Source organism: Prevotella scopos JCM 17725, assembly GCF_018127785.1.
Classification (GTDB): Bacteria; Bacteroidota; Bacteroidia; order Bacteroidales; family Bacteroidaceae; genus Prevotella; species Prevotella scopos.
The window spans coordinates 148,170-162,798 of the sequence record NZ_CP072390.1 but is presented as its reverse complement, the minus strand read 5'-3'; the positions used below and the strand labels follow the sequence as shown (position 1 = coordinate 162,798).

11 protein-coding genes and 1 pseudogene are annotated in these 14,629 nt (G+C 41.5%); 6 read left to right on the top strand and 6 right to left on the bottom strand.

Going from position 1 to position 14,629, the window contains the following annotated elements:
* The first annotated feature begins 137 nt into the window (after window positions 1–137).
* The 3 genes from J4856_RS06050 (at window position 138) to J4856_RS06040 (ending at window position 3,154) form a co-directional block, all read left to right on the top strand.
* Window positions 138–2,117: a glycoside hydrolase family 13 protein gene (locus tag J4856_RS06050; RefSeq protein WP_065367637.1), complete on the top strand. Its 1,980-nt coding sequence runs from the start codon at window positions 138–140 to the stop codon at window positions 2,115–2,117.
* A 289-nt stretch (window positions 2,118–2,406) separates the two neighbouring features.
* Window positions 2,407–2,982, top strand: coding sequence for an ATPase (locus J4856_RS06045; protein ID WP_025837031.1), 576 nt, complete (start codon window positions 2,407–2,409; stop codon window positions 2,980–2,982).
* On the top strand, window positions 2,972–3,154 hold the full coding sequence (locus J4856_RS06040; RefSeq protein WP_025837033.1) for a hypothetical protein: 183 nt from the start codon (window positions 2,972–2,974) through the stop codon (window positions 3,152–3,154). Before J4856_RS06045 ends, J4856_RS06040 begins: the two co-directional genes overlap by 11 nt.
* Before the next feature lie 120 nt (window positions 3,155–3,274).
* Here the strand turns inward: J4856_RS06040 and J4856_RS06035 are convergent, their stop codons facing one another.
* The 6 genes from J4856_RS06035 to J4856_RS06010 form a co-directional block, all read right to left on the bottom strand.
* Window positions 3,275–3,808: a DUF6646 family protein gene (locus J4856_RS06035; protein WP_025837036.1), complete on the bottom strand. Its 534-nt coding sequence runs from the start codon at window positions 3,806–3,808 to the stop codon at window positions 3,275–3,277.
* A 7-nt stretch (window positions 3,809–3,815) separates the two neighbouring features.
* Window positions 3,816–5,264, bottom strand: coding sequence for a hypothetical protein (locus tag J4856_RS06030; protein WP_025837039.1), 1,449 nt, complete (start codon window positions 5,262–5,264; stop codon window positions 3,816–3,818).
* 681 nt (window positions 5,265–5,945) lie between these two features.
* The gene (locus J4856_RS06025; protein ID WP_065367858.1) at window positions 5,946–6,443 is read right to left on the bottom strand and encodes a hypothetical protein; all 498 of its coding nucleotides are present in this window, start codon (window positions 6,441–6,443) and stop codon (window positions 5,946–5,948) included.
* Window positions 6,444–6,818: 375 nt separating this feature from the next.
* Window positions 6,819–7,748 carry a redoxin domain-containing protein gene (locus J4856_RS06020; RefSeq protein ID WP_025837041.1) on the bottom strand — a complete coding sequence of 310 codons (930 nt, stop codon included), beginning with the start codon at window positions 7,746–7,748 and terminating at the stop codon, window positions 6,819–6,821.
* A 128-nt stretch (window positions 7,749–7,876) separates the two neighbouring features.
* Window positions 7,877–9,556 carry an ABC transporter ATP-binding protein gene (locus tag J4856_RS06015; protein WP_025837043.1) on the bottom strand — a complete coding sequence of 560 codons (1,680 nt, stop codon included), beginning with the start codon at window positions 9,554–9,556 and terminating at the stop codon, window positions 7,877–7,879.
* Between the two features lie 104 nt (window positions 9,557–9,660).
* Window positions 9,661–10,551, bottom strand: a complete 891-nt coding sequence (locus tag J4856_RS06010) for an NAD kinase (protein ID WP_025837045.1) — start codon at window positions 10,549–10,551, stop codon at window positions 9,661–9,663.
* Between the two features lie 134 nt (window positions 10,552–10,685).
* Here J4856_RS06010 and J4856_RS06005 point away from each other — a divergent pair, with 134 nt between their 5' ends.
* The 3 genes and pseudogenes from J4856_RS06005 to recG all read left to right on the top strand — a co-directional run bounded on the left by J4856_RS06005 (window position 10,686) and on the right by recG (window position 14,507).
* A complete protein-coding gene (locus J4856_RS06005) occupies window positions 10,686–11,255 on the top strand; it encodes a DJ-1 family glyoxalase III (protein WP_025837047.1) in 570 nt (189 codons plus the stop codon).
* A gap of 23 nt (window positions 11,256–11,278) precedes the next feature.
* A complete protein-coding gene (locus J4856_RS06000; RefSeq protein ID WP_025837049.1) occupies window positions 11,279–11,971 on the top strand; it encodes a 2-C-methyl-D-erythritol 4-phosphate cytidylyltransferase in 693 nt (230 codons plus the stop codon).
* A 438-nt stretch (window positions 11,972–12,409) separates the two neighbouring features.
* Window positions 12,410–14,507: pseudogene (recG, locus tag J4856_RS05995) on the top strand (ATP-dependent DNA helicase RecG).
* Window positions 14,508–14,629 lie beyond the last annotated feature (122 nt).

Here is a 14,629-nt window from a genome sequence, read left to right as displayed (position 1 = left end):
TTCCACTCTTTTCCCAAAAAGGAGGATTGCTGATCATTCAGCAGATTATTAATAGCAATTAAGGAGATTGGGCTTTTAGCCCTATTAGGCTAATAAGGCTAATAAGCCCAATCCCACAGCAAAACAAATTACCTAAAATGAACTGCAGACAACTAACGAACGAATCTAATCTTCCTCTCTTTCAAAAGACTTGGAAGATTTTATTATTCTTACTTCTTTTATCATCTCCTATGACCGCTCAGAATAGCACGGCTACTCAAAAGAAAGCCAATAATCGAACAGCTACACCAAACGTTACCCGCATTGACCCTACCAACTGGTTTGCTGACATGCAGGACCCAACGTTACAGCTGATGGTATATGGCAAGGATATCAAGTTTGCTGACGTCACAACGGACTACCCTAATGTAAAGATTGACTCGCTCGTACGCCTCGATTCACCTAATTATCTCCTTGTTTATCTTAACTTAAAAGGGGCAAAACCGGGTGAGATAACCCTTACCTTCGCTAATAAGAATGGTAAAAAGACTACGAAGAAGTTCCAACTAAAGGCACGTGAGATGGCAGGAGCAGACCGAAAAGGCTTCGATATTTCGGATGTTCTTTATATGCTTATGCCCGATCGTTTCGCTAATGGTAACCCAAAGAACGATGTAATCAAAGGGATGGAAGACCAACTATGCAACCGCAATGAGCCAAGTCTTCGACACGGTGGCGACCTTGAAGGACTCCGCCAACACCTCGATTACTTCACTAACCTTGGTGTTACTGCTCTCTGGTTGACGCCAGTATTGGAGAATGATCGCCCTGCCGATGGTGGCAAACACAGTACTTATCACGGCTATGCTACAACCGACTACTATCGTGTTGACCCTCGCTTCGGTACAAATGAGGAGTATAAAGTCCTCGTTGACGAATGTCATAAGAAGGGATTAAAGGTGGTTATGGATATGATTTTCAACCATTGCGGAGACTATCATCCATGGGCTAAGGGCACACGAGTTGATGAAAACGGCAAGACAATCAAAGACTATCCATCAAAGGATTGGTTTAATAGTCCTAACTATGGGCTGCAAACAAGCTACAAGCTTACTCCAGTCCTCGACCCATACGCCAGCAAAGTGGATATGAAAGAGACTGTTGACGGATGGTTTGTACCCTCTATGCCTGACCTCAACCAGCGCAACCCACACGTTATTAAGTATCTGATTCAGAATTCTATTTGGTGGATTGAAACCGTAGGTATCGATGGAATCCGTATGGATACTTATCCTTACGCAGACCGACAAGCCATGGCTGATTGGATGAAGGTACTCAACAAGGAATATCCTAACTTCAACACCGTTGGCGAAACATGGGTAACAGAACCTGCTTATACGGCAGCTTGGCAGAAAGACAGCAAACTCTCTGACATTAACAGCAATCTAAAGACGGTGATGGACTTCGCCTTTTTCGATCGTCTTTCGCAGGCAAAGAACGAGGAAACAGATGATTGGTGGAAGGGATGGAACCGCATTTACAACTCTCTTTGCTATGATTACCTCTATACGGACCCATCTTCTGTGATGGCATTCATCGAAAATCACGATACAGACCGCTTCCTTGGCAATGGCAAGGATTCAACGGCTTTGAAGCAGGCGTACGCCCTCTTGCTGACAATGAAGCGTATCCCGCAGCTTTATTATGGTACGGAGATTCTGATGAACGGTACGAAAGCGGAAACAGATGGCAATGTACGACAAGACTTCCCTGGTGGTTTTCCTGGTGATAAAGTCAATAAGTTCACACCAGAAGGTCGTACGAAAGCCGAGAATGCCATGTTTGATTGGACCCGTCGTCTCCTCCATTGGAGACAGAACAACGATGTAATCATCAATGGTTCACAAACACAATTCATTCCGCAACATGGCGTTTATGTACTTGCACGTCAACATAATGGCAAGACGATCCTCACCATCCTCAATGGAAAGAAAGCTGATAACCAAGTAGATGTAGCCCGCTATGCCGAGGTGATAGGCTCACACACCACCGCAACCGATATCCTTACAGGGACTACTGTAGACCTTACAAAGAACATTCCTTTGACACAACGACAAGCAATGGTGCTCAGCTTCTAACTCCTCTGTAAGTTAGAAGGATTATATAATTATTAATTACGCATTAGACAATAGCCCAAAAACTTTTCATACACTGTATATATAGGCAATGGCTACCAACTCTATTTGGTTGCTATTGCCTTTATTTTTCTTCCTTATTGAGTAAATATTACCTTCAAACATACCAAGAACTTATTACAAACACTATCAATTTTAGGTACAATTAAGAAAAGAACAAAAAAGAAATGACCTATTAATAAAAAGGCTACTCACTTGTTTTATTCATAATAAAAGATTATCTTTGCATCGAATGGTAAAACATTTATATATCATAGCAGGATGTAATGGGGCTGGAAAGACAACAGCTTCTATGACAATATTACCAAAAACTCTTTTGGTAAAGGAGTTTGTCAATGCTGATGAAATAGCAAAAGGATTGTCACCACTCAACCCTGAAGGTGCAGCCATTGAAGCCGGGAGGTTGATGCTTCAACGAATAGATTACCTCTTAAACAAAGATGAGTCATTTTCTATTGAAACAACACTTGCCACTCGCTCTTATATTAAACTCATAGAGAAGGCACATCAAAGAGGATTCGTAGTCAATCTCTTATTCTTTTGGCTACCATCACCAGAGCTTGCAAGCATACGTGTAACTGAAAGAGTAAGAAATGGTGGACACAACATTCCTAAAGACACAATATACAGAAGATATGTATTGGGAATATCAAACCTATTTAACTTGTTTATGAATAAGGTGGATATATGGTCAATATATGATAATAGCATACAGCCTAAAGAGCGTATTGCTTTTGGAGGAAATAGTATAAGAACCAGAATTAGTAATGAAGTAAAATTTAGAAAGATAAGAAGTTATGTCAAATAAAGAAATAGAAGCCTATTTAAAAACTATTGAAGAAGGGTTTATTGAGTCAGAACGAATCTTGTTAAAAGAGAAAGCTGCCAAAAATGAGCCTGTCATCAATTGTGATGAAAACGGTAATATTGTTAGCATTCCAGCGGAAGACATTATTGCCAGACACCGTCAGTATCAATAAAAAGACTATTATCATCCAATAAAGGCTATCGGAGTTTCCGATAGCCTTTATTGTTTATTTACACACGTACTTCACCACTCTGACATTCAAACATCACAAAACAGTAGTGGATAAATAGCTTTAAAACGTAACAGTCAGACCCACAGAGAGAGCTGTTTTGCCTTGATAGACGCGTCCATGTTCCACATCATCGCCAAAAGTCTTGACGAGATTCTGCCGCACCTGCCCATAAAGTCCGAATGTCTCACTAAAGTTATAGCGCACACCTGCCTGCAAACCAGCTGTTCGCAAGCCGACGGAAACACCACTATAAATATCCAGTACGGATGGTAGTTTCAGTACTTCAGCCCAATGATAGTTACCCGTCAAGCTGAAATCATACCCCATAAAGGCTCTATCACGTCCCTCGTCATAGTCCTTCACGTTGACATAAGTTAGCTGTCCGCCTACTGAGACAAAGTCGCTAAGCGCATAATCGCTGCCCAACTCTATACCAGACCTCCCTCCAACATTGGCATAACCAGCATAAACTTTAATATCTCCTTCTCCGTCCCACGCCTGTGCCTGTGCGCTATGCGGAACACAAAGCAGACAACCAAGCAGTAAAAGCCATTGATAGAGACGGAATTTATCAATATATCTCATCATCTTCATAGCTCAATTATTTTATAGTGTACTTTGTAACAGCAAACACTTTACGGCGTTCACCAGTCTTAGTATTCTTCACCACCTGCGTTCCATAGACGAGGAAGTTATCTCCATACCAGTGCTGAGAGTTAGAGTAACGCATCTTCTTAACATCTTCGTCTTCGTTATCCGTTTCTATAATCTCCGACGTACGGTCTTGAATCACATTTCCATCAGCATTTCTAAAGAGCTTTGATACCAGTCTGTTCTTATCAGTAAAGAGAAGATTCACATTATTCCCCTTCATACTTGCAGAAACAAAATGCTTTACATACATCGGCATGAGGCGTGGCTCCATAGGGAAGCATTCGTCCCAAAGCAGATTACCTGCAACATCAAACTTTGCAAGAACAGCGTGTGTATAGTTATAACCTGCGAAGGTTGTAATCATTGTATTACCAATCCAGGTTGTCCGATAAACTGGATAGTAAGCCTCACCAAGATAGAAGTAATCCTTACCATCCGTCATAATACGATGAGAAGCCATCAGATACCTCAGCGAATACTCCTTACCAGCCTTCTCTGCCTTTTCCTTTCTGCGTTCAATCTTTGCTTGCTTACGGTCGCTCATATACTCCGTAAAGTTCTTCAACTTTAAGAAGTTATAGAACTTGATATTATTAAACCTATCATCTTTCAGCTCTGAGAAGAAAATACCTTCCGCCCCACCTTTCTTCGACTTAGAGTAAGTTCCTGTAACAAAGAACTTATTTCCAGCCTTTGAGACTGATGCCGAGATGATTCGTTCAGCAATATCAGCAGTGAGATTGTTTGCTCCTAACTGATTGCCCTGCATATCCAGACGAAGCAGATAGACGTCGGTCTCTACTCCTACCAACGCATAGATAGTATTGTCTATCACGGTATTTTCAAGCACAAAGATATTCTTATCCTTCACTTTTGGGAAGTGAATATCAGTAAATCGACAGTTACCCGTCTTCAAATCAATGATGCCAATGCGGTCTAATTTCTTCTGTGTTGAACTGAAAACGACTGATCCATTCGCAATAACGAGATTTCTCATCGACCCTTTACGGGTGTATTCACCATCCGTTGTGGTTATTTTATGTGTTGCAGGATTGAAAGCAACGATCATAAACGAACCATCCTTCTGGCGCAAAACAGTATAAAGCACACCACTCTCAACCACATCTGAATAGAAATACATACCCTTATCAATCAATATTGAATCGGTACTTATCAGCTTCATTGCAGTTGAATAAAATTCTGTCTTGAAGTAACGCTTACCCTCTTTGCTGTCCTTAGCAAACGACTGAATGACCAGTCCCTTGTCATCCACAGGCAACACGACCTGATCTTCATAGTCGGCACGGTGAGGATACTCTATTCTTCCTGTCACCTGAGCAGTCATACTCATCACCTGAGAGCACAACGCAATAACACATAATAGCAGAGTTCTCATAATTACTTTATCGTTAATAGTTAATGATTAAGATTGTCTTTATCTTTTTAGAACTATCTAAAAGTTCGTTACACTATATAATTTTAGGCTCTCTTCATCCTCCTTTTAGAGTTTTAACTTACTGAACACAAAAGTACATTTTTTATTGGATAGTTACAAATAAATCAAAGAAACTTTCACTGCCTCCTATTATTTTCATCCAAATTAACCTAATCTATTGACCATAAAGAGGTTTTGAAAGATTATTGCATACAACTTATTCACTCCTTAAAAAAGTTTTTTAATAGATATACAAGGTTCTCCAGAGCCATGTAATGATAAAGCCTCTCTAATAGTAGATACTTATTCAATTTATACAAGAATAAGTTTTATTTGTGTTTGCTGTCACATTTAACACTTCGTGTAACCCTACTGTAAACTAAACAGTTATATGATGACTTTGAATGACAGCAGTGACAGCAACTTTTGTTTTAGATAAAAAGAAATCATATCGAATACAGACTCAGCACATTGGCAGAGTCCTCAATTTCCATGAACATTTCAAGCTGTTTAGGGAGCAACGAAAGACAGAAGTAATAAAGTAGAATGACCATGCCAAATGAGAAGTCGGATAACTCATCTATTGACACAACAGCGAGACAGTACGAACGCTCTTCTCGCTGCTTTTATACGTCTTTCTCCCTATTCAGCATCATACACTTTTAATAGATCCATAAGTTCATCGAACTCGGAGGAGTATTTTACTCCAGTTCGCCCCCAATCATATTGATATTGAACTGTCTTTCCGGGATAATAGAAATAAATGTAGAGTCCACCCAAATCACTGCAATGGTTGTTATCTACTACAGCCACAATGTCCTTTGCAGTACCCTTGACATATATATCATCAACAAGTTCTTGTACACGATGAGCACTATCATCACTAAACCGAACTGTTCTGATTGTGTCTTTACCATCGTCAGATGCAAATATTGATCGCGTACATTTCGTTACAATACCATCCTTATATAACATCCAATAAACCTCCGTAAGATGTAAACTAAAGCCGGGATCACGTTCAATAAGAACGGAGTCATACGCACTGAGTGTATCCTTTTTCTTGATACTACCTCGATTACCTTCTGTACAACTGACGACTGCGAAGGCAATTATTCCACACAACCATAATAACTTATTCATCCCTCTAAAAATAAAAAATTCAACCATTATCAAGCGCTTCTACTAACTATATCGAAATGCAAGACACAGTAAAACAATGCGACTATCGACCATTACCTTTCCTTATATACCTTTCACAAAAGTAAGCATTAATATTCTTGTTTCCAAACATTGCCAACAAAAGTTCGTCTTACCCATCTTTTCTATACGTATTAGTGCTTAGCACATAGCGTGCGGAGGGTAAGCACCAATGGTGCGGAGTACTAACACGATAGATGATAAAGCTGAAGTGGGTTCAAAAAGAGCGTTTTTCAAGGGATAAAAAACACAAGGCTGCCCTCGTTAGGACAGCCTTGTACATCTTATTTAGAACTTAATTGTTGTCCAATCCGTCTATTACTGGAAAACAATATTCACTGTTGTCTTACTCTTTACAGGGCGACCATTCTGCATAGCAGGATTCCACTTAGGCATATTATTCGTAAGACGAACTGCCTGCTCTTTGTAATATTCAACGCAGTTGTTCAACACACGCTTCTGTTTCTCAGCATCCATCTTCATAAAGTGCTTACTTGTACCCTTCACATTCTTTACGTCAACGACACGAGCACCAGTAACAGTGCCATCCATCTCAACATTGAAAACAACGGTCATCTCTGCCTGTACCTTTGAACGGAATGACTGAATACTGCGACGCTGACTCTGTGCAAAATAGTTATTAATAGCTTCCTGACCACCTTCAAAGGTTGGGAGCACCTCTGTCTTGCTTACCTCTGGAGCAAGCGGAAGTGATTCTAATTTAGCTTTCAGCTTATCAATCTCCACTGTTCCCATGACAATTTTGCCATCTGGGTCAACAAGATACATTGAAGGGATCCAATCAATCTTATACAACTTGTCGATAACAGTATTCTTTCTGAACTTCTTTAGTTCGCTCACCTGTGTCCAGTGCATCTGATACTTACCCCAATAAGTCTGTGCCCAAACCTCTCGATCGGTATCGAAAGAGATGCCTATAAATTGTACTCCATAGTCACGGAACTGCTCGTAAAGGGCTTTCATTGCAGGAATATCACGACGACAATCAGGGCACCAACTTGCCCAGAAGTCTAACACAACATAGCTACCACGATACTGGCTTAGACGTATTTCTCTACCATCGTATGTCTTCAACTTAAACTCAGGCGCACGTGTGCCAGGTTTGAGCATATTTGTAGCATACTTCGCATCTAAATCTTTCGTCTGTTCAACGTTTGTTGTTTGTGCAAAAGTCACTGGTGCCGACATAAAAAGTGCACAAGCAGCTGCTAAAAGAATTCTTTTCATATCTTATTGTATTCTATTATCTTAGTTTATCATCCACCAATAAAATTGGTTTTTGCAGTTTTTGGGGCTCCTTTCAGTTTTCAGTTATGTTGCAAATATACGACCTTATTTTGAATAACGCAAATACATCATTGTATTTTTTCTATGGTCAAGGTCTGGTCGCAATAGTCAACAACAGCAGGACGATGCGTTATGAAAATCACTGTTTTATCGTGATTGAAGAGTATATTCTTCAAGAGGTCACGCTCGGTCTGCGGGTCAAGAGCCGATGTAGCCTCATCAAATATCATGATACTACGGTCACGCAGCAGTGAACGGGCTATCGCAATACGTTGTGCCTGCCCCTCGCTAAGTCCACCACCCTGCTCTGAACAAAGCGTTTCAAGTCCTAGCGGTAGATGGAAAACAAAGTCGGCACAACTCTTCTTTAAGGCAGCAATCATCTCCTCTTCCGTTGCATCGACCTTACCGAGAAGTAGATTTTCACGAATTGTACCGCTCAGAAGCGTGTTGCCTTGTGGGACATAGACGAAATTAGTACGCATCAGCGGTGTCAGTTCTTTACATTCTTTTGTGTTGTAAATCTGCACAGAACCCTTATTCGGTTTTATCAAGGCAAGCAATAAACGTACAAGTGTTGTCTTTCCAGCACCTGTCTCGCCAAGAATAGCCGTACAAGAGCCTGGATAGAAGTCGAAATCGAGGTCCTTTAAGATTTCTCGTTCGGCATCATCATAACGATAATCAACATGGTTCAGACGAATACCACAAGGACCAGCAAGTTCTATTGGGTCGCCTTGTTCCTCCAAAGGGTTTTCCTCTAACTCCATTAATCGTTCGGCCGCAGTGAACACTGAGACGAAAGCAGGTACTAATTTCGTTAATTGACGAGCAGGGTTCTGAATCTTATTTACCAACTGTAAGAAGGCCGTCATACCACCGAAGGTCAGCGAATGAGCCGACATGCGGAGGGCTGCCCATGTAAAAGCAACAAGATAACCAAAAGCAAATCCAAAGTTCAAAACGAGGTTGGAGAAGACAGAGAACTTTGTTCTACGCACCACCTTACGGCGTAATTCGTGTTGGGTTCCCTCTAACTTCCCCACTATCATCTCGTCACTTTCAAGCGTTTTGATGAGCATGCGGTGCTGAATCGTTTCTTGCAGCACACTCTGAACCTTCGAGTCGGAGTCGCGGACCTCACGTGTCAAGCGTCGCATCTGTCGTACATAAACCTTACTGATTAAGACAAACAGAGGAATCATAACGACAATGATGATGGCAAGTCGCCAATCCATCGACATCAGATAGAAGAAAGCACCAAGAAACATTGCCAATGTTGAGACGGAACTTGGTATCGTCTCTGTCAAGAAACTGACCACATTAGCAACGTCAATCTCCAATCGGTTTAACACGTCACCACTGTGATGCCGCTCCTTACCATGCCATTCTGAACGTAGAATACGATCGAGCATACGCTGTTGCATACGATTCTGTGCCTTGATACCCAATAAGTTTTTCACCCATATAGCTGCAATACTCAAGGCAAAGTCACAAAGAATCAACGCTCCCATGATGCTGACAGCAGTATAAATGCTACCCTCCCTCACATGAGAAGCCACATCAATAGCATGTTGGACTGCCCATACTGTAGCCAAAGAAACGATGACACTGAGAATACCTATCAAAGCATTCAGTCCAGCTTGCTTGCGATTTCCTCGCCAAGCATTCCACAACCAACGAAAGATTTCCTTGCTTGTGTAATGCGTTTCAGGGATTTGGAAGAGTTTCTTTATCTTAGTTATCATCACTTTCTTTTATTTTTGTTTTTATTGGGGGGTAAAAATCTAGGGGGCCTAGGAGACCTTGGGATCCTAGGTCCCTAGACCTTATACTTCAAGCAATCAGCCACCTAAATTTGTCGCGTATCAACGCCCCACATCAGTTTCTCCCGCAATGTTGAGAAGAATTGCTGTCCCTCAACCCGCACTATATGCACTGTGTGTCGCGCTTTCGTTATTTTCAACGTTACTCCCTCAGATAGTTTCTCTGACCGCCCATCGACGGCTGCCAGAAAATTGTGACTTCTGCTCTGTACTTCCAGCTTTATCTCAGCCTCATCACTTATAACAATCGGACGAATATTCAGACTATGTGGTGCTACAGGTGTCATACTTAAAATACCCGATTGTGGTACGATTATCGGACCACCAACAGACAGAGAGTAAGCTGTTGAACCTGTTGGCGTACTGATAACGAGTCCATCAGCCAAATAAGTTACTAAGTATTTGCCATTGACACTTGTCTTTATCGATATCATTGCCGCATTATCGCGTTTCAAAATAGCAATATCATTCAAGGCAAAAGGACAATTTTCGAGGGTCACTCCATCAGCTTCAAGCTGAATAACAGCGCGTTCCTCTATCTCAAACTTCCCATCATAAACATTATCAAGCACGTCCCTAACCGCTTCTAGAGTTACATTGGCAAGGAAGCCTAATCGCCCCATGTTCACGCCAATGATTGGTATTTGCTTCGCACCAACCCTACCTGCAGCCCGTAAAAAGGTACCATCGCCGCCTAAGGAGATAACATAATCAACGTCAAAGTTTCCTCCTTCAAATAGTCCTGCTATTGAGAAATCCTTTTTCAGTTCTTTTAGTAGAACATGATAGAAATTCTGCTCGATATATATATCAGCCTCACGCGCTTTCAGATAGTCTAAAATTTCAACAATCTGAGGCGTGTTAAAAGCTTTGGAAGTATTGCCAAAAATAGCAAAACTAAGTTTCTTTTCTGCCATAAAAACGTGCCTTTTTAAATTCTTTTAGTCTTACAAGCCACACGATACCACGAATAATTAGTATATTTGCAGACACTAATCATTTGCAAAATTAAAGATTTTTATTGGATTTATTACTTAAAAACAAAATAATTATGGCTAAGGTATATGAGTTTCTCGCTAATGGCTTTGAAGAAGTTGAAGCTTTGGCACCAGTCGATATTTTGCGTCGCGGAGGCGTAGAGGTAAAGATGGTCAGTGTTACTGGGAGCAATCTCGTTGAATCATCACATGGTGTTGTTGTTAAAGCCGACCTCCTTTTCGAGGACATAGCCGACTTCTCTGACGCAGACCTCCTGATGTTGCCGGGCGGCATGCCTGGCTCAAAGAACCTAAATGAGCACGAAGGCGTACGCAAGGCTCTCAAAGAACAGTTTGAAAAGGGTAAGCGTGTAGCTGCAGTCTGTGCTGCACCATTAATACTGGCATCTGTCGGCTTGCTGAAAGGTAAGAAAGCAACCATCTACCCAGGTATGGAAAGTCATCTAGGTGAGGACGCCGAATACACAGCTGCACTTGTTCAAGAGGACGGAAACGTAACAACGGGTGCTGGTCCTGCTGCTTCTTTCCCATACGGATATAAGCTTCTAAGTTACTTCTTACCAGAGGAGAAGGTGGAAGAGATAAAGAAGGGAATGATTTACAATCAACTTCTAAATTCCTAAAATAGTATTTATACATCAGAATTGTGTCTCATAAAACGTCAAAATATACCATCATCGTCGCTGGCGGTAAGGGGTTGAGAATGGGGGCAGACATCCCCAAACAGTTTTTACCTATTGGTGGCATGCCTGTCCTTATGCACACCATCAGCCGCTTTCATACCTACGACAAGGATTTGAAGGTAATCCTCGTCTTACCGAAAGAGCAACAAGCTTATTGGCTGGAGCTATGTGAACAGTATCATTTCAACGAGGAGTATCTGCTGGCAGATGGTGGTGCAAGTCGTTTTCAATCGTGCAAGAATGGTATTTCGATGATACCAACTGATGCTATCGGACTCGTTGCCATCCACGATGGTGTGCGTCCTTTCGTCTCTTGTGAAACCATTGTACGTTGTTTTGATACTGCAGAGACAGCCAAAGCGGTTATCCCCGTATTGCCAGTTACTGATACGCTTCGTTTTATCGCAGACTCCCCAAGTGGAAGAAACGTACAACGCAGCGACTATAGAACCGTGCAAACGCCACAGGTCTTTGACATCCAGCTCATCAAAAAGGCTTACGAACAGGAAGAAAGTGCCGATTTCACCGATGACGCGAGCGTAGTTGAGCTACTCGGACAAGCGGTAACAATGGTGGAAGGGAATCGTGAGAATATCAAGATCACAAACCCATTCGACTTGAAAGTGGCTGAAGTTCTTTTAATTCAGAATTCATAATTGATAATTCACAATTATAATCACTGAGTTTGATGAGGTTATTGGATAAGAAGAACTAAATAATGGGGACGTAAAGATGGGAAAGTAAAGATGGTGTTTATTACTGATTAATAGTACACCTAAGCAGTGTAGAACATAGGAATAAGAAGTGTAAAGCGCGTTCTTTCCGAATTATTTTCACGTAAAAAAGAAATTATTTTCATGCAAATAATTATTTATCTTCATGAAAATAAATATTTCTTTTCATGAAAATAATTCGTAACAAACAAATTCTAACGCAAAAAAGAAAGCTGAAGAACGTGTTTATTTACACACCACTGCAAGCTAAAGGATGGTCGGATATAAGTAAGGAAGTAAACGAGTCTATCTCGTTATATGTTTTATAAAACAGCAACATCAGTAATCATAATTCTGAATTCTGAATTCTAAATTAAACTAATGGATATACTCTCGCAAGACATAATGTATTTACCGGGTGTAGGACCACACCGCAAGGAGATTCTGGGCAAAGAGCTTGAAATTCACACCTATCGTGACCTACTGGAATACTTCCCCTACAAATATGTTGACCGAACAAAGCTATATCTTATCTCTGAACTTTCACAAGATATGCCATTTGTGCAAATCAAAGGAAGAATCCTCAGCTTTGAAGAAGTTGATATGGGAAAGCGAAAAAAAACGTATTATTGCCCATTTCACTGATGGGCATGGCGTTTGTGACATCGTTTGGTTTAATGGCTCAAAGTATATCTATCAGAACTACAAGGTAAATCAGGAATATATCATCTTTGGTAAACCAACTTTCTTCAATGGCAGGTTTCAGTTTTCACACCCTGACATTGACGACGCTTCGCAGTTGCAACTCAACGACATGGGAATGCAACCATTCTATGTGACAACAGAAAGGATGAAGAAGGCAGGTATCACCTCACGTGCCATGGAGAAACTAACGAAGATGCTCATTAGCAAACTCAACGAACCTTTAGAAGAGACGCTCCCTCCTTTCATCACCACTCATTTGCACCTCATCTCACGTGATGCTGCCATGCGCAAGATTCATTACCCGAAGTCGGTTGATGACACGCAGCGCGCTCGTGTCCGTTTGAAGTTTGAAGAACTCTTCTACGTCCAGCTGAACATCCTTCGCTATGCAAGCGACCATCGTCGTAAATATCGTGGTTATATCTTCAATCGAATTGGGGCCCAATTTAATTGGTTTTACACCCAGAATCTACCCTTTGAACTTACAGGGGCGCAGAAACGAGTGATGCACGAGATACGTGCAGACATGGCAAGTGGGCGTCAGATGAATCGTTTGCTACAAGGTGATGTAGGCTCCGGCAAGACCCTCGTTGCCCTGATGTCCATGCTAATTGCCATCGACAACGGCTATCAAGCTTGTATGATGGCACCAACGGAGATTCTTGCTGAGCAACATCTCCAGACGATTAAGGAATTTCTCAAGGAAATGAACTTACGTGTTGAATTGTTGACGGGTATCGTGAAGGGGAAGAAACGACAAGAAGTATTAGATGGACTCATTGACGGTTCTATTAATATCGTTGTTGGCACACACGCTATCATAGAGGAAAAAGTGCAGTTCCAGCATCTCGGTATGGCAGTCATAGACGAGCAACACCGCTTTGGTGTGGAGCAACGAGCTAAGCTATGGAGTAAGGGTGAGAACCCTCCACATGTATTAGTCATGACTGCCACGCCTATACCACGTACACTTGCAATGACTATCTATGGTGACCTTGATGTCTCTATCATCGACGAATTACCCCCAGGACGTAAGCCAATACAGACAATCCATAAGTATGATGACCAGATGGCAAGCCTTTATAGCGGTATCCGACAGCAGATAAATCTTGGTCGTCAGGTGTATATCGTCTATCCGCTCATCAAGGAAAGCGAACGTATGGACCTCAAAAACCTCGAAGATGGCTTCAACGCAATGCAAGAAATCTTCCCTGAATTTCAATTAAGTAAGATTCACGGAAAGATGAAAGATAAGGAAAAAGAGACTGAGATGCAGAAGTTTGTCAGTGGTCAGACCCAGATACTCGTTGCCACGACAGTAATTGAAGTAGGTGTGAACGTACCGAACGCCAGTGTGATGGTTATCCTTGATGCCCAGCGTTTCGGACTTTCTCAACTCCATCAATTGCGTGGTCGTGTAGGTCGTGGTGCTGAACAAAGTTATTGTATCCTCGTTACCAACCATAAACTCAGCAAGGAAACCAGAAAACGTATTGATATCATGTGTGATACGAACGATGGATTTGAAATAGCTGAAGCCGACCTAAAGTTGCGTGGCCCCGGTGATTTAGAGGGTACACAACAAAGTGGTATAGCCTTCGACCTTAAGATAGCCGACATTGCACGTGATGGGCAAATTGTACAATTGGCACGCGAAGAAGCACAGAAAATCATTGATGATGACCCGACGTGTCAGAAAATGGAATATAACTTATTATGGAACAGGCTTAAAGCGTTAAGAAAAACTAATATTAACTGGGCTGCAATCTCATAGTATAAAAGACAATCAAACTGGCTCAAACAGCCCTGTTTTAGCGATTTGGCATAAATCATGTGAGGGCTTAAAAACGTGCTATCTCTTTGTTAAACAGGGTAAAAAAATAGCGAATGTGCAAT

Excerpts from the sequence above, each read along its gene's own strand:
- J4856_RS06050 (WP_065367637.1), top strand. The coding sequence starts at position 138 with ATGAACTGCAGACAACTAACGAACGAATCTAATCTTCCTCTCTTTCAA.
- J4856_RS06045 (WP_025837031.1), top strand. The coding sequence starts at position 2,407 with ATGGTAAAACATTTATATATCATAGCAGGATGTAATGGGGCTGGAAAG.
- J4856_RS06025 (WP_065367858.1), bottom strand. The coding sequence starts at position 6,443 with ATGAATAAGTTATTATGGTTGTGTGGAATAATTGCCTTCGCAGTCGTC.
- J4856_RS06005 (WP_025837047.1), top strand. The coding sequence starts at position 10,686 with ATGGCTAAGGTATATGAGTTTCTCGCTAATGGCTTTGAAGAAGTTGAA.
- J4856_RS06040 (WP_025837033.1), top strand. The coding sequence starts at position 2,972 with ATGTCAAATAAAGAAATAGAAGCCTATTTAAAAACTATTGAAGAAGGG.
- J4856_RS06015 (WP_025837043.1), bottom strand. The coding sequence starts at position 9,556 with ATGATAACTAAGATAAAGAAACTCTTCCAAATCCCTGAAACGCATTAC.
- J4856_RS06010 (WP_025837045.1), bottom strand. The coding sequence starts at position 10,551 with ATGGCAGAAAAGAAACTTAGTTTTGCTATTTTTGGCAATACTTCCAAA.
- J4856_RS06020 (WP_025837041.1), bottom strand. The coding sequence starts at position 7,748 with ATGAAAAGAATTCTTTTAGCAGCTGCTTGTGCACTTTTTATGTCGGCA.
- J4856_RS06035 (WP_025837036.1), bottom strand. The coding sequence starts at position 3,808 with ATGAAGATGATGAGATATATTGATAAATTCCGTCTCTATCAATGGCTT.
- J4856_RS06030 (WP_025837039.1), bottom strand. The coding sequence starts at position 5,264 with ATGAGAACTCTGCTATTATGTGTTATTGCGTTGTGCTCTCAGGTGATG.